We start from the raw sequence: 16,176 nt of genomic DNA, 5'->3' as shown, positions 1-16,176 counted from the left end.
GGGGTGGGTGGGGGGTTGAGGTGGTTTCCCGGGGGCTGCGCCCCCGGACCCCGTTGCGGGGCCTGCGGCCCCTGCACCCCGCTTTCGGGGCTCCGCCCCGGACCCTGCGCAGGAAGTGGGTTGACCGGGGCCCCGCCCCCTGCCCGGGGGTGGGGGCCTCCGCTCCTGCCCGGGGTGGGTGGGCTTCGTCCGCTGCCCTCCGCCCCCCGCTCCCCGCTCTCGGGGCTCCGCCCCGGACTCCGTTCGTCTGCGGGCCGTCTGTGGCCGGTCGCGCAGTTCCCCGCGCCCCTGAAGGGCGGGAGCTTCGCTCCCTGCCCCCCGGCTCCTCAAGTGCCTGAGGGCTGAGATGTGGCCCGCGCCCCGTTCTGCCTTGAGGGGCGCGGGGAACTGCGCGACCAGCCATCGACAGCCCGCAGACAAACCCGGGCCAAGAAGGCCGCGCCCTCACCGCGCCGCAGGCAACTCCCGGGCCAGGCAGGGCTGCCCCTCACCGCGCCGCAGGCAACTCCCGGGCCAGAATGGGCCGCCCCCGCCGAAGCCCGCAGGCGAACGCCGGAACCCGGCTACTCCCCGCCCCCGTCCGGCCATACCTGAATATGGTCCTGCTCCAGCTCCAGCAGCACCCTTCGTTCCATCCCCAGGGCCTCCGTGTACTCCGTGGGGAGTTGGAGGCGGCCCGCTCTGTCGAGCATCGCGTACTCGCGGGAGACCACGGACTCCTCGCCCGTCTGCTCGTTCAGATGCGTGCGGCGCAGGACCTCCGTGGAGGTGCGGCCGTCGCGGATGGCCACCGTGCGGCGGACCTCGTTCGCCACCGTCTGGTCGTGGGTGACGATGACGATCGTCGTGCCCAGTTCCTCGTTCGCCGTGCGGAAGGCCGCGAAGATCTGTTCGGCCGTGGCGGAGTCGAGTTCGCCGGTCGGCTCGTCGGCCAGGAGGACCGAGGGGTTGTTGGCGAGGGCCACCGCTATCGCCACGCGCTGCTGTTCGCCGCCGGACATCTGGTGCGGGCGGCGGTCGCGGCAGTGGGCCACCCCGAGCATGGTGAGGAGTTCGTCCGCTCGGGTCGACTTGCCCTTCGCGCCGCGTCGGCGGCCCCGCAACTGCGTGGGGAGCGAGATGTTCTGAGCCGCCGTCAGGTAGGGGAGGAGGTTTCTCGCCGTCTGCTGCCAGACGAAGCCGACCACCTCCCTCCGGTAGTCCAGCCTCGCCTTCGCGTCCATCGACAGGAGGTCCCGGCCCGCCACCTTCGCCTGGCCCGCCGTCGGCACGTCCAGGCCCGCCAGAATGTTCATCAGGGTGGATTTGCCGCTGCCGGATGCTCCCACCAGGGCCATCAGCTCGCCGTCCGTCACGAGGAGGTCCAGCCCCTGCAAGGCCTGGACCTCCACGCCGTCCGTCGTGAAGATCCGGACCAGGCGGTCGCAGGCGATCAGGGCGTCATGGCCGTACGCCGGGCGGTCGCGCTGGGCCGCCGCCCGTTCCTCCAGCTCGGACAGCGTCCGGACTTCCGTCCCCGCCGCCCCCGCCACCGCCCCCGCCCTCGTCCCCGTCCCCGTCATCGCGTATCTCCTGCCCTCAGTTCCGTCACCGAGCCGCGCCGGCTCGTCCACCACGCCTGGGTCGCCGCGACCCCCGCCGCCAGCGCCACCACGCACACCGCCGGTATCAGCAGCGACATCGGGTCCGTGCGCAACCCGCCGCCCGCCGCAGCGGTCGTCGGAGACGCCGCCAGGGCCAGGCCCGTCAAGTCCACGCCGGGGGCCAGCAGTTCCGTTGCCGCCCAGCCCGTCAGCGCGCCGCCCAGCGCGGCCAGGACCGCCTGGGGCAGTGCCTCCAGGATCAGCAGGCGGCGGCCCTGGCGGCGGGTCAGGCCCATCGTCCGCAGCCTCGCGAGCAGCGCCGAACGCTCCGGCGCGCCCCGCAGCAGCGAGAGCAGCAGCGCCAGCACCGCGTACCCCGCGCCCGCCGCCACGGCCGCCCCGTAGACCCGTTCCGCACCCGACTGGAGCGGTGAGTCGACGAGCTTGCGGCGTGTCTCCGTGCGCAGTTGGACCGTGGGAGGGTCGCCCGCGGCGCGGGGAGCCGTCACCGTCCTGCGCAGGTCCCTGCCGTCCAGGCCCGTCCCCGCCAGCAGCAGCGTCGTCGGTTCCCGTGAGCCCAGCCCGGCCGCGTCCACCAGCAGGAAGTCGCTGCGCGGGACGGCGGGGGTGCGCTCCCGTACCCCCACCACCTGGACCATCAGCCGGTAGCCCGCCACCCGCACCTCCCGGGGATCCTTGCCCAGGCCCGCCGCCACCTTCGGCGAGGCGATCGCCGCCAGGGCCTTGCCGGGGCGGGCCCTAAGGTCGTCGGCCCGGATCGCGCCCAGGCCGGTGCCGGAGGTGAGGCGGGCGTACGAGGACGGGTCCGCGCCGATCACCGCGATCCTGTCGCCGTACGGCATCTCGACGCCGTAGTCGACATGGGCCGCGGCCACCTGCGACACCCCGTCGGCCTTGGCGACCCGGTCCGCCAGGCCCGGCGGCAGCGGTGTCACGCTGTCGACCCGCGCGTCCGCGCCCGTCGTGTACAGCGCCGCCCGGTCCCGCGCGTCCGCGACCCCGGCGAGCACCGAGCCGCCGAACGCGGCCGTGGTCAGCGCCGTGAGCAGGGCGAGCAGCGGGAGCACCCCGCCGCCGGGGGCGCGGCCCGCGCGGGCCAGCGAGAGGAAGCCGACCGTGCTGCGCAGCCGCGCGGCCGGGCGGGCCGCCCAGCGCAGGGGCAGCGGATACAGCCGTATGAGGACCAGCGCCGCGATCACGCCGATCAGCACCGGCGCCGAGCTGACCAGCGAGTCGGAGCCCGCCGCCGTGGTGCGCCGGCGCAGCGCCGCGACCGCGCCCACCGCCAGGACCAGCAGGGTCAGTTCGGCCACGGTACGGCGCCGGGTGGGCCTGACGCGTACGAGGTCGTCGCGGTCGGACGCGGTGCGGACCCTGCGGTGGCTGAGCACCGCCCGTACCGGCAGGGCCAGACAGGACACCACCGCCACCGTGGCCACGGCGAGCAGTGCGGGGCCGAGCCGGCCGCCGCGTACGGTCAGGACCGCCAGGCCCAGGCCGAGCGCCGCCGCCGGGACCGTCACCACCGCCGTCTCGGCGGCGAGGCGGCCGCCGATGCCGGGCAGCGAGCCGCCCCGGGCGCGCAGCAGGGCGAGTTCGGTGCTCCGGCGGGCCGCCGCGAGGCCGCCCGCCATCAGCAGGACCACGGCCGCGACCGCCGCCGTGCCGAAGGTGGCGACCGCGACGACGGGGGTGATCGAGTCGCGTACGGAGGTGTACTCCTCCAGGATCGCGTCGAGTTCGGTGGAGATCATGGTGCCCGGGCCGGCCAGCTGGCGCAGGGCGGCGAGTGCCGGGCCGCCCTCCAGGGAGGCCACGGAGGTGGCGAGGCCGTGCAGTTGGCGGGCGTTCATGCTGCCCGCGGCCGGGGCGATGTCCGCGTACACCTCGGGGCTGCCCGCCGCGTCGAGGAGCGCGGGCGCCGAGTCGGGGCCGAGCAGCAGGCCCGCGTACCAGTAGTGCGGCTCGTCGGGTTTGGGGCTCGCCGGGATGAGCTGGGCTTCGCGCAGGACCGGTTCGGTGGCCCAGTAGCTGCCGTCCGGGAGCAGCGGCCGTACGACGCCGGTGATGCGGATCGCGAGCGGCTCACCCCCCGCGCCCGGCACGTGGATGACCGAACCGGGGGAGATGCGGAGCGCCTTGGCGGTCGCCGCCGTCACCGCCGCCTCCGCCGTGTGCGAGGTCGCGTCGGCCTTCGCGGTGGGCAGGCGCCCGCTCACCAGACGGGCGTGGTCGGAGAGCGACGACCGGGAGGCGATCAGCAGGCGCGGCGGCAGGCCCTCGGGCCTCGGCAGCCAGGAGTCCAGCGGGGAGGCGGCGTGCACCTTCTCCGTGGTGCGCACCCCGTACGCCGACTGACCGCTGTCCGCCCGCAGCGGCGCCGGGATCGCCTTGAGCTGGTCCCGGTAGGCCCGTTCCATGGCCTGCGGGCCGAGCGCGGAGTCGCCGTTGACGGGCATCGGGCCGGACAGCCGGATCATCGAGTTCTCCGGCGCCGCCGACTCCACCGCGTGGCGCAGCCCCCGGTCCTCGTACACGTCGACCCCGCGCGGCAGCGTCGCGGCCAGGAACGCGGTGAGCAGCACCAGCAGGGCGAGCGCGCCCGCGGCGCCCGGCGCGGTCCGCAGCCGGGTCCGCACCCAGGGGGCAACGGCCTTGGTGCTCATGTCAGTTGCCCCCCTGGTGGCGCAGCGAGACCGCCGGGTCGGTCCGCCGCAGCGCCAGCGTCGCGACGATCAGCAGCGGTACGGCGGCGACTCCCGCCAGCAGTACGGCGAGCCGCCCGGCAGGCAGCTCCACCAGCACCTTCGGCACCGGCTGGGTGGCCTGCCCGGTCAGCACGATCAACGGCACCACCGCGCGCGTCAGCACCTCGCCCAGGGCGAGGCCCACGAGCAGCGCCAGCGCGATCAGCACCCCCTGCTCGGCCGCGATCAGCCGGGCCAGCTGGCGGCGCGGGGCGCCCAGGGCCCGCAGCACGGCGAACTCCGCCCCGCGTTCGCGCAGCGACCCCGCCGCGCTCACCGCGAAACCGACCGCGGCGAGGGCCGCCGCCACGATCGCGGCGGCGATGAGCGCGGCCTGCGGGCCCGCGCCCAGCGGGTCGTCGCGCAGCTGCTCGGCGACCTCCGCGCGCACCACCACCTGCTGCGGGTCGATGTCCGGCCGGGCCCGCAGCGCCGCCGCCGCGCGGGCCGCGTCGCCGGTGCCGGTGGTGAGCCACCACTCGGTCGGGGCGAGGCTGCCGCCCGCGTCGGCGGCGAGCCGCGCGTTGACCGCGCTCAGGTCGAGCAGGAGCGCGCCGCCGTCACGGCCGCCGCCACCGGCGGTCTCGGCGCCGGGCCCGGTCGTCGGGACCTCGGCCATCCGGTCGACGACCTTCGCGCGCAGTGTCTGCCCGGCCAGGACGGCTGTGACGGTCTGCCCGACCCGGGTTCCGCTGGAGGCCAGGAACCGGTCGGTGGCGATCGCATTCAGCGCGGGCGGTGCGGGCCGGACGGCGGCGAGTCTGACCGTCCGGCTCGGTATCCCTTCCCAGGAGCCGGCGGTCACCGTGGTCGAGCCCGTGGCGTACGGCACCGACAACGACTGCCCGTCGGTCTGCGGGGTCAGGTTCAGCAGGCCGCCCGGGCCCTCGCCGGACTCCAGTGAGGAGGCCCGCCAGCGGTCGGCGGCGGGCAGAGCGACGGGCGCGGTGCGCCCGTCCCGTGCCACGGTCCGCAGCTCCCGCACGGTGAAGCGGTGCTGCTCGGCCTTCTCGAACGGCACGTTGAAGTCCAGCTCGAAACCGGTGAGAGCGAGCGGCGCGGCCGGGCGGCCCACCGGCGCGCCCGCCGCCAGATCGAGGGAGAGCCGCCGTTCGGCCTGGCGCCCGTCGGCCTCCAGGGCCCCGGCCGGGAGGCGGTACTGGATGCCGAACCGGTCCTCGACCACCGCCGTCAGATTCGCGGTGACCCCGCTCGGGGAGGCACCGCCCGGGGCGCCCTCGGCGCCGAGCCGCAGGCTGAGGGCGAGCTCGGCGGCGTCCGCCGGGAGCAGCACACCGGGCCGGGCCGTCCGGGGCGGGGTGAGCTCGCCCAGGAGCGCGCGGGCGGGCCTGCCGCCGAGGTCGGAGCGGAGCAGCAGCCCGTCCGTGTGCGCGGTGTCCAGGGCGAGCAGCGTTCCGGAGCGGCCGCCGGAGAGCTCCACCGAGGAGCGCGCGGCCGGGGCCACCGCCCGTACGCCCGGGACCGTGTCGTACGAACCGGCCTGTCCGAAGCCGCTCAGGCTCGACCCGAAGACCCGTACCGAGGTGCCCGCGCGGAAGTCCGCCTGGTCCTCCTGCGAGCGGTCCCAGGAGGCGGACTGCCCGATCGCCAGCATGCCCATGGCGACCGCGAGCACAAGGAGCAGCACCGGGCCCGCGCCGCGCAGCGGACGGCGGCTGAACTGCCAGCCCGCGAGCGCCGCCGGGAGCCCGCGCCCGCCCGCCGCCCGCCGTTCGGCCAGCTTGGCGGCGGGCGGCAGCAGCCGCAGGGTCAGTACGGTCCCGGCGAGCAGCGCCAGCGCGGGCGCGGCCACCAGGAGCGGGTCGATGCCGAGACCGCCGGTGCGGTCGCCGCTGAGCGCCCCGGAGCCGGAGGTCTGGCGGTCCAGCTGCCAGTAGGCGACGCCGGCGATCAGCAGGAGCCCGATGTCGGCCCCGGCGCGCACGGAGGCGGGCAGTGCGGCGGCCCGGGCGCGGGTGGCCCGCCCGGCCGACAGGGCCGGGGCCACCACGGCCGCCGCGCACCCCAGCGCGACCAGCGCCGCCACCAGCCACACCGTGCCGGTCGGGCCGGTGTCGAGGTGGATGCCGATCCGGGCGAGCGGGCCGTGGCCCGCGAGGAGCCGGGTGAGCGGGCCGGAGAGCAGCGGTGCGCACACCGCCGCCGGGGCGGCGAGCAGCAGTGCCTCGGTGGCGGACAGGCCCAGGAGCCGGGAGCGGGAGCCGCCGCGCGCCCGCAGCAGCTCGGTCTCGCCGGTCCGCTCGCTGCTCAGCAGCCGGGCCACCAGCAGCAGCGCGTACCCGGCGAGCAGCACCAGTTGCAGGGCCACGATCAGCAGGGTCGAGCGGGAGACGAGCAGCGAGCGCTCGGCCCGGTCGAGCACGTCGGGCAGCGAGGTGGTGGCGGTCGCGTCGCCCGCGAACGCCTTGCCCTCCACCAGGGACTTGGGCCCCTGGGCCGCCGCCGCGCGCAGGGCGCCGATCCGGCGGGTGGTCAGGGTGGAGAAGTCGGCGGAGGCCAGCCAGGACGTCTGGCCCGGGCTCAGCCGGCCGCCGGTGAGCGCCGTGGGGTCGGTGAGCAGCGGCCCGTACGTGGTGAAGTTGACCCGGCGTGTGCCCCGGCCGCCGAGGTCGTCCAGCTGCCAGTACGCCTCGGTGGCGTCGACGGGACGGTAGACGCCGGTGACGCGGACCTGCACGGCCGGGCCGCTCATACGGTCGGCGAGGGTCAGCGAGACGGGCCAGTGGCGCAGGCCCAGCTGGGCGGCGGCGTTCTCGGGGAGGGCGGCCTGGATCTCGCGGCCGGTGCCCGGCGGGGCGGGCCAGCTGCCGCCGGTCAGCCGGACGCGGGTGCGGTCGACGGCGGCGAAGAGCGTGAGGTCGGGCTCGGTGCCCTTGCGGGCGTCCGGCGACTGGAGGGTGCGCGGCAGCGCGTACGGGCCGGACTGGGTCAACGTCCTTGTGGTGACCGGGAGTCCGTCGAAGGTGCGGCGCGCTCCCTCGCGTACGGCGGCGTCGGCGGCCTGCCGCTTCGCCTCGGGGACGGTCGCCTTGACGATCAGCGCGGAGGGCGCGGCCGACCGGGTGGCCAGGGTGTGGCGCAGGGACGCGTCCCCGATGGAGCCGGAGAAGGCGGTCAGGGCGGCCAGGACCGAGGTGGTCAGCAGGACGGCCAGCAGCGCGGCGGCCAGCAGCAGCCGGTGCGCGCGCACCCGCAGAAACACGAAACCCGCCACACGGCCCCCAGATCCCCGCTTTGCCCCCGAAAGTCTGTCCGGATGCTTTCAGAGGGCACGGGGCCATGGAAACCGCTTGCGGCCCGATCTTGCCCGATCGTGACCGGAATGCGATCACGGAGCGCCGCATTCCGGGGTCGGGACGGGCGGAACGTGAACTTCCGGCCTACTCCGCCGTGTTGACCATCGAGGCGGCGGCGTACGTCAGATAGTTCCAGAGCGTCGTCTCGTGCTCCGCGGAGAGCCCCAGCTCGTCGACGGCCGTACGCATATGGGTCAGCCAGGCGTCGTGCGCGGCCCGGTCCACGGTGAACGGCGCGTGGCGCATCCGCAGCCGGGGGTGGCCGCGGTGGTCGCTGTAGGTGCGCGGGCCGCCCCAGTACTGGATCAGGAAGAGGACGAGCCGCTCCTCGGCCGGGCCCAGATCGCCCTCCGGGTACATCGGCCGCAGCAGCGGGTCCTCGGCGACGCCCTGGTAGAACCGGTGGACCAGGCGCCGGAAGGTCTCCTCGCCGCCGACCTGCTCGTAGAAGGTCTGCTCCTGAAGCGTGCCGCGCGGAATCTCGTTCACCTGTGTATGCCTCGCAATGTCATTCGGCCCGGCCCCCTGGACTCGGCCGGGGGTCCGGGGGGTGTCCCCGGGAAATGCAGCACGGGTCCATGGTCTCAGATGGGCCGACCGAGGACCGGGGACGTAGGACCACTCGCCTCCGGGGCCCGGGCGCAGCACAGTGGACATATGGGCGCACACCGGGATTCGGCCGCCAGGGCGCGGGCGGCCCTCGTCGCGGAGATCGTGGCCGGGGGCGAGCTCGCCGACCCGGCCTGGCGGGCCGCCTTCGAGGAGGTGCCCCGCGACCTCTTCGTGCCCTACTACTTCGTGAGCCGCCCCGGCGGCTACGAGCGGCTGTGGGGCGAGGACCCGGACCCCGGCCGGCGGGCGCGCTGGCTGGACGGGGTCTATACGGACATGCCGCTGGCCACCCGGCTGCGCGACGGGGAGCTGCTCTCCTCCAGCAGCCAGCCGTCGCTGATGGCCCGGATGCTGGAGGCCCTGGACGTCCGGGACGGACACGCTGTCCTGGAGATCGGCGCCGGGACCGGCTACAACGCGGCGCTGCTCAGCCACCGCCTGGGCGAAGAGCTGGTCACCACGGTCGACCTGGACCCGGAGATCACCGAGTCGGCCCGGACGCATCTGGTGGCGGCGGGCTTCCGCCCGGCGGTGGTGACCGGCGACGGGGCGCGCGGCTGCCCGTCCCGGGCGCCCTTCGACCGGATCATCGCGACCTGCACCCTGCCGTCGGTACCGGCCGGGTGGCTGGCGCAGTGCACACCGGGGGCGCTGATCGAGGCCCCGCTGGCCACCGGGCTGATCCTGCTGAAGGTGCGCGACGCCGGGCACGCGGAGGGGCGCTTCCTGCACACCCCGGCCTACTTCGTGCCGCTGCGGGGCGTGGCGCCCGCGCCCGGCGCCCCGTACACCGGCGGGCTGCCCCGCCCGAGCCTGGAGAACGAGCTCTTCCGCTTCCTGCTGGCGCTCACGGCGGACAGCCTGGACCCGTACGAGGCGTACGAACTGTGGCGGCGCGAGGACCGCCCCCGGCGCGAACGGTTCGGCGTGACGGTCACCGACGAGGGCCAGTGGGCCTGGCTGGACGACCCGCAGGGACCACACACGTGGCCCCTGCGGGATGTGGTCCCCGGAAACGTCTGAGGCAACCGGGCCCTTCAGGGGCGCGGGGCTGTGACATGTGCGGCTCTGCCACGTGGGCGCGACCAGCCACGGACGGCCCGCAGCCGAACGCGTCGTTCCGGCGGAGCATCAGCCCCGGCGGACCGTGATCGTCGTCCAAGCCCCCACGTGCACCCGGTCCCCGTCCTGGAGCGGGACGGGAACGTACGGCTGGATCGGGTCCTCCGCGCCGTTGATGGTGGTGCCGTTGGTGGAGTTCTGGTCGACCACCGCCCAGCTGCCGTCGGGCTGCTGGACCAGGACCGCGTGCTGGTGCGAGACGCCCGGGTCCTCCGGCGGCACGGCCAGGTCGATGTCGGGCGCCTCGCCGGTGGAGTGGCGGCGGCGGCCGATGGTGAGCTGGCTGCCGGTGAGCGGGCGCTGCTGCTCGGGCGAGTACGCGGGCAGGTTGAGCCCGGACGCCTCCGGCCCGCTGCGCTGCATCATCGCCATGAAGTAGTCGCGGTCCGGCCCGATGGTCACCATCCAGCGGAGCGGCTGCTGCGGCGCCTGGAACTGCTGCTGGGGCGGCTGGGGCTGCTGCGGGGCATGGGGCGCCTGGGTGTGCTGCGGCGGCTGCGGCTGGGAGGGCGGCTGGATCATCCAGTCGTCGTTCTCGGCCCGGGCCGGCGGCTGCGGGAACGCCGGGGGCGCGGGCGGCCCCGCCTGCTGGAAGACCGGCGGGGGCGGCGGCCCCTGCTGGAAGTGCGGCGGCGGGCCCTGGCGCAGGGACGGGTCACCGTTCGGCGGGGGCGGCGGCGGCCCCTGGCGGAACGGCGGCGGGCCCTGCTGCGCGGGGTCGCCGGTGAGCGGCTCGGCGGGCCGGTTGACCTGCGAGGGCCGCGAGCTCTGGTACTCGTACGGGTCGCGCTGCTGCGGGGGCGGCGGTGACTGGAACCCGGGCGGCAGATTGAGGCCCTCGCCCCGCCCGGGGGCCGGGTTGGGCGCCAGCGGCGTGTACGAGGTCGCCGTCTGGGTGAGGTAGTTCCAGCGGCACTCCTCGCAGAAGGGCGTGTTGCCCTCCCGGGGCGTGCGGCACTGCGGGCACAGTTCCGCCGGGGCGGCGGGGGCCTCGGGGGCGGGGTAGCCGTAGCCGCCCTGCGGGGGCGGCCCCGGGAAGGCGGGCGGGGGCGGGGGAGGCGGCGGCACGGCGCCCATGCGATGGCCGCAGACCTCGCACCAGTCGTCGGAACCCGACTGGTGTCCGTTCGGGCAGGTCGGCATGGAGTCGCTTCCCCCTCTCCTCGTCCGGCCCCTCGGGCCGAGGCACTCAAGTGGTTTCGCTACCGCGTACCGCTGTGTGCGGCATTGCTGGATATGTCTCGGGCTACTTCTTCACGCGTACGGTCTTGGTCGAGCGGGTTTCGAGAGTCATCTCGTCCGCCTCCGCGACCTTGGCCTTCAGTCGCACAGTACCCGTCGCCTCGTCGACGACATCCACCACCTTGGCGAGCAGCTTTGCCGTATCCGCGTTCCCGGAGGCCGCGGCGAGCTGGACGGCGCGGCCGAGCTTGGCGGTGGCGCCATCGATATCGCCCGACTTGCGGGCATCGAGGCCCTGTTGGATGACTTGCGCCAGTTCGGCCTGACCCGTGTAGTGGGCGACCTGGGGGTTGATCGAGGTGGAGGCGGCCATGTCCTCGGTCCACACCGCGCGGACCAGCCCCTGCGACAGCGTCTGCGGGGTCCCGCCCGCCGGGTCGGGCAGGATCAGCGAGACCCGGGCGGCGAGCATCTCCTGGCCGATGCCGGCCTCCGGGACCTGGACGCACACGTGGTAGTCGCGGGACTCGTCGCCCCACGAGCCGGTCGGGTAGTCCCCGGCGCGCGGCCCCGCCTCGGTCCGACGGGCCGTCAGTTCCTCGACGGTGGGCGCGACCTGCTTCACGAACTTGATCTCCACGCCGACCGGGGTCCACAGCCGCAGCGCGACGTCCGCGACCTCCTTGCCCATCGCGTTCTCCATCATCCGCGTGAAGTCCGCGGCCAGGCCCGAGGGGTCGGCCACGATGTCGGCGGTGCCGAGCATCGCGGAGGCGATCGCGGTGACCTCCTTGACCTCCCAGTCGGTTCCGACCCCGCGCGCGTCGCAGGTGAACCGGCCCGCGCAGGCGTCGAGCGCCGCTTTCAGGTCGGCCGGCGACTCGTGCTCGTTGCGGCCGTCGGTGAGCAGGATGCCGTGCCGGATCGGTACGTCGGCCGAGCTCAGCAGCCGGTCGGTGAGCCGCAGCCAGGTGCCGATGGCGGTGCCGCCGCCCGCGCTCAGCTTGCGCAGCGCCTCCTTGGCCTGGGCGCGGCTCTGCGCGTCGGCGGTGGCCAGGCGCCCGTTGCCCGGGTAGACCTCCTTGGCCTGGTGGGTGCCCGCGACCACCGCGAACGTCACGCCGTCGCGCAGGGTGTCGATCGCGGCGGCCGTGGCGTCGCGCGCGTTGCGCATCTTCGTCGGCGGGTAGTCCATCGACCCCGAGCAGTCGACCATGATCACCACGGCGGCGCCGGCCGCCTGCCCCGGTATGGACGAGGGCGACAGCGCGGCTCCGGTGAGTGCGGCCCCGCCGGCAGTGCCTCCGCCCGTCGACGTCACGGTGACGATCGCGTTGACCTCGCGGCCGCCCTCCGGCAGGTACGCGTTCTGGTAGACCTCGACGGAGAACTGCGGCGCGTTCGGTTTGGAGAAGTTGGCCATCTGAAAGGCTCCTTGAGGCTTCTGGGCCTGAAGAGACAAGAATGTGGGGGAATCCGGTGCCAAGGCCTAGTTGTAGGCGGATCCTGCCCCCGGCAGAGGGACCGCGAACGGCACGACGGCCACTGTTACGTTGTCGTGGCCCCCGCCGTCCAGGGCGTGGCCGACCAGCACCTGGGCGCTGTGCAGCGGCCGTTCGGCGGCGTCCGCGGGCACCGTCCCGGCCATCTCCTCGGCGCCCTCCGCGTAGTTCCACAGCCCGTCCGTGCAGACCACGACCACACCGGAGCGGTCCGGCTTGAACGAGGCGGTGTGCGGGTCGAGTTCGTACGCGTCGGCGCCCAGCCACCCCGTGATCGCGTGCGCCCGCTCGTCCGCGTACGCGTCGGCCTCGCTCATCAGGCCCGCCGCCACCATCTGCGCGGCCCACGAGTCGTCCTCGGTGAGCCGGGCGGGCGGGGTCGTACGGTCGTCGGGCACCCAGTACGCCCGGCTGTCGCCGACCCAGCCGACCACGAGCAGCCCGCCCGCCGCGATCGCGCCGACCAGGGTGCAGGCCGGCGCGTTCTGGTGGCGGTGCGGGTCGTGCTCCACGGCCGGGCCGGGCTCGTCGGCAAGGGAGTTGACCGCCTCGGCGGCGGCCACGATCGCCTCGTGCATCGCCTGCTGCGGATGCGTGCCCTGGGGCAGCGCCTGGAGCAGCGACTCGTTGGCGCGGGCCGCCGCCGCCGCCGACGCCTCGTCGGGGCGGGTCGCGGAGGAGACGCCGTCGCAGACGATCGCCACGACGGCGGGCGAGCCGTCGGGCAGCGCGGTGGTGGACACGGCGAACGCGTCCTCGTTGCGGTGGTGGCGCAGGCCCCGGTCGCTGACCGCCGCCACCGGGCCGAGCTCCCGCTCCATGTGGTCGCGCTCGCGCGGCTGGGCGTGGCCGCAGTTCTCGCAGTACCCGTCCTCGTCGACCCGCCCGGCCCGGCAGGCCACACAGACCTTCACGGGCACGCCGATGGGGGCACCGCCCATGCCTTTGGGGCTATGGGGGAGGGTGGCCTGCTCCCCGAGGCCGGCGGGGTCGGCCGCGCGCGGATCGGGCGCGGGCAGGGGGTACTCATCGGGCTCGGACTCGCCCCCGGGCCCGTCGGACCGTGCGTGCGAGGGCAGCGGGGAGCCGCCCGAGTCGGTGCCGGGGAGATCGGTGGGCAGGTGCACCGGGGCGCCGGAGCCGTCGGCGGCACGGGCGGCGGGCCACGCCTCGCCCGCCACGGGACTGCCCATGACCACCGTCGGGGTGTCCACCGGAGCCACGGGCACGGCCGAGAGGTCGTACCCGCAGGCCCCGCAGTACAGGTCGCCCGTCTCCAGCGGCTCCGCGCAGCCGGGGCACGTCGACCCGGCTGCCGGCTGGTGCATCTGCGCCATCAATCACACCCACGTCCGGGGGCGGAAACGGTTTGCCCGCTCCACCAGTTCGATCCGCTCCTCGCCGCTGCCGGCGAGCCGGGCGAGCACCCGGTACGAACGCTCCAGGCCGAACCGCAGGCCCCGCTCGTCCAGCTCGCTGCCCAGCAGTATGGTCTCGCCGGACGGGGCGCCCCGGCTCTGCTCGCCCTTGCCGGGCCCGCCCTGGCTTCCGGAGAGTACCCAGTCGAGCGCGGTGCCGAGGACCTCGGTGGCCAGCCGCTCCCGGCGCACCGCGTCCAGGCCGAGCTGCTGCAGCGCGTCCACCTGGCCCGAGGCGGCCCGCAGATCGCCCAGGAGCGCATCGCCCGGGGTGCGCCGCCGCAGCCTGGCCCGCACGGCGGCGACCCGGGCCGCCGTGTAGTGGATCGAGGCCTCCGGCACCGACTCCAGGGTCGTCACGGCCGCCGTGCGGTCGCCCGCGGCCAGCTGTACCCGGGCCAGGCCGAACGCGGCGCTCACATAGCTCGGGTCGGTCGTCCACACCAGCCGGTAGTACTCGGCGGCGTTGTCCAGCTGCCCCAGGACCTCCGCGCACACCCCGAGCGCCAGCTTGGGTGCCGGCTCGCCCGGGAACGCGTCGTAGACGGCGTCGAAGGACAATGCGGCGTTCTCGTGGTCGCCGGAGACGAGCGAGGCCACGCCCCGGTACCAGACGACCCGCCAGTCGTCGGGGTGGTCGGCCTCCAGGGACTCAAGGCCCCGGGCCGCCGAGACCAGTTCACCCAGGTCGAGCCGGGCCCGCAGCTCGCGCAGCCGCTTCTCCACGGAGTTGGCGGGCGCGGTGCGCAGCGCGGCGATGAGCTCGGCGGGCGCGGCGGCCATCAGGCCCGCCAGGAAGCCCGCGTTGGGGTCGCCGGGGTCCACGTGCGGCACCGGCAGCGCCAGCGCGGTGGCGGACGCGTCGAGGGGCCGCAGATAGCCGTCGCCGTACGCTCCCCGGCCGTACGCGCCCCGGGCGCCGCCGACGCGGGGCGCGGGGACGACGGCGGTCGGCGTCGGGGTGCCGGGGGCTGCCGGGACCGAGGCACCGGTGCCGGGGGCGGGGTGCGGCGCGGCGGTGACGGTCGGCCCGGCCACGGCGACGGGCACGGCGCCCGCGCCCGTGTACACCAGCGAGGAGCCGGCCGGGCCGGAGCCGGGCGCCGGGGAGCCGTTGGCCGCAGCGGGCCTGCGCGCCCACCGGCTCTCGGGCACCACCCGCGCCCCGAGCACCGACACGTCCTGGGTGAGTTCCGCGAACAACGACGTGTCCGTGACGCGCAGTTCGGTCCCGAACAGGGTCGACAGGGCCGGGCGCGGGCGGCCGGTCTGGAGCGACACGACCTCCCGCAGCACTCCGGTCAGCTGCTCGGCCATCTCCTGCGCGGAGGCGAACCGGCGCGCCGGGTCCGGGTCGGTGGCCCGCACGAGGAGCCGGTAGAACGACTCGTACGTCCGGAAGACCTCGATGTTGTCCGGGTCCGGCAGGCTGTCCGCGAAGACGTTCGTATAGCCCTGGAAGTCGAAGGTGAGCACGGCCAGCGTGCGCGCGACCGTGTACAGGTCGGAGGCGACCGAGGGGCCCACCTCGGCGACCTCCGGCGCCTGGTAGCCCACCGTGCCGTAGATGGCCGACTCGTCGTCGTCCATCCGGCGCACCGCGCCCATGTCGATCAGCTTCAGCTGGTCCTCGGTCTGGATCGCGTTGTCGACCTTGAAGTCGCAGTAGAGCAGGTTGCGGCTGTGCAGATGGCCGAGGGCCTCCAGGGCCTCGATGCCGTACGCGCAGGCCTGCTCGACCGGGAGCGGGTCGCGCTTGCCCTCCGGGCCGCGCCGCTCGTTGGCGATCTCCTTGAGCGACTTGCCGCCCACGTACTCCATGACGATGTAGCCGTCCATGGAGCCGGTGCGCTGGTCGAGGTGCTCCACGAAGTTGTAGATGCGCACGATGTTGGAGTGCTCGATCTCGGCCAGGAAGCGGCGCTCGGAGATCGCCGCCGCCATCGCGTCCTGGTCACCGGTGTCGAGCAGGCCCTTGAGGACGACCCAGCGGTCCGAGACCGCGCGGTCCACCGCGAGGTAGACCCAGCCGAGGCCGCCGTGCGCCAGACAGCCCATCACCTCGTACTGGCCGTGCACGATGTCGCCCCGGTGCAGCTTGGGCACGAACGAGTACGGGTGGCCGCACTTGGTGCAGAACCCCTCGGTGCGCCCGGTCCGCTCCCCGCGCGAGCGGCCCACCGGCGCCCCGCAGTCCGAGCGCGAGCAGAAACGCTTCCGCTCGGGGACCTCCGGGTGCTCCATCACGGCCGTGGCCGGGTCGGGACGCGGCACTCCCGGCACGGTGACGAGTCCGGCCCCGAGTCTGCTGCGCCCGGAGCCGCTGGTCGCCGAGCCCGAGCTGCGCACCGACACCGACCGCGCGCTGCCCGACCCCGTCAGGGAGCGCGACAGGCGCCCCGACACCGAGCGCCGGGACGTCGAGGAGCGGGAGGAGCGGGAAGACGCCGAGGACCGCGCGGAGCGCGCCGAGCGGGCGGACCGGGCCGACGACGAGCCGCTGTCCTTACGGCCGCGCGCGGTGATCCCGGTCCCGGGCGAGGAGATGCTGCCTTCCCCAAGTTCTCGGCTGCGCTCGAACAGGGGAGACCCCAATCCGGACACCACGGGCGCCAGGCCGCAGGTGTCGCAGTACAGCTCACCGCCGCCCATGTCCTCGTAGGAGCCCTCAC

9 protein-coding genes are annotated in these 16,176 nt (G+C 75.2%); 1 reads left to right on the top strand and 8 read right to left on the bottom strand.

Annotated elements, in window-relative coordinates; all coding sequences use genetic code 11:
* Nucleotides 1-563: 563 nt before the first annotated feature.
* The 4 genes from ACFWA7_RS08985 to ACFWA7_RS08970 form a co-directional block, all read right to left on the bottom strand.
* Complete coding sequence (locus ACFWA7_RS08985; RefSeq protein ID WP_385821884.1) at nt 564-1,562, bottom strand: ABC transporter ATP-binding protein; 999 nt, start codon at nt 1,560-1,562, stop codon at nt 564-566.
* Entirely contained in the window at nt 1,559-4,270 is a 2,712-nt protein-coding gene (locus ACFWA7_RS08980; RefSeq protein ID WP_385821882.1) for an FtsX-like permease family protein, read from the bottom strand. Before ACFWA7_RS08980 ends, ACFWA7_RS08985 begins: the two co-directional genes overlap by 4 nt.
* Before the next feature lies 1 nt (nt 4,271).
* Complete coding sequence (locus ACFWA7_RS08975) at nt 4,272-7,586, bottom strand: FtsX-like permease family protein (RefSeq protein WP_385821880.1); 3,315 nt, start codon at nt 7,584-7,586, stop codon at nt 4,272-4,274.
* Nucleotides 7,587-7,752: 166 nt separating this feature from the next.
* Nucleotides 7,753-8,157 (bottom strand): globin, encoded by a 405-nt coding sequence (locus ACFWA7_RS08970; RefSeq protein WP_385542376.1) that lies wholly within the window; start codon nt 8,155-8,157, stop codon nt 7,753-7,755.
* 168 nt (nt 8,158-8,325) lie between these two features.
* Here ACFWA7_RS08970 and ACFWA7_RS08965 point away from each other — a divergent pair, with 168 nt between their 5' ends.
* Complete coding sequence (locus ACFWA7_RS08965; protein WP_385542374.1) at nt 8,326-9,303, top strand: methyltransferase domain-containing protein; 978 nt, start codon at nt 8,326-8,328, stop codon at nt 9,301-9,303.
* Nucleotides 9,304-9,411: 108 nt separating this feature from the next.
* Here the strand turns inward: ACFWA7_RS08965 and ACFWA7_RS08960 are convergent, their stop codons facing one another.
* The 4 genes from ACFWA7_RS08960 to ACFWA7_RS08945 form a co-directional block, all read right to left on the bottom strand.
* Nucleotides 9,412-10,545 (bottom strand): FHA domain-containing protein, encoded by a 1,134-nt coding sequence (locus ACFWA7_RS08960; RefSeq protein ID WP_385821878.1) that lies wholly within the window; start codon nt 10,543-10,545, stop codon nt 9,412-9,414.
* Nucleotides 10,546-10,648: 103 nt separating this feature from the next.
* A complete protein-coding gene (locus ACFWA7_RS08955) occupies nt 10,649-12,007 on the bottom strand; it encodes a VWA domain-containing protein (protein ID WP_385821876.1) in 1,359 nt (452 codons plus the stop codon).
* 66 nt (nt 12,008-12,073) lie between these two features.
* Complete coding sequence (locus tag ACFWA7_RS08950; protein ID WP_385821874.1) at nt 12,074-13,423, bottom strand: protein phosphatase 2C domain-containing protein; 1,350 nt, start codon at nt 13,421-13,423, stop codon at nt 12,074-12,076.
* A 3-nt stretch (nt 13,424-13,426) separates the two neighbouring features.
* The gene (locus ACFWA7_RS08945; protein ID WP_385821970.1) at nt 13,427-16,156 is read right to left on the bottom strand and encodes a tetratricopeptide repeat protein; all 2,730 of its coding nucleotides are present in this window, start codon (nt 16,154-16,156) and stop codon (nt 13,427-13,429) included.
* Nucleotides 16,157-16,176 lie beyond the last annotated feature (20 nt).

The organism is Streptomyces sp. NPDC059994 (assembly GCF_042737755.1).
GTDB lineage: Bacteria > Actinomycetota > Actinomycetes > Streptomycetales > Streptomycetaceae > Streptomyces.
This window is presented reverse-complemented; position numbering and strand designations above follow the sequence as displayed.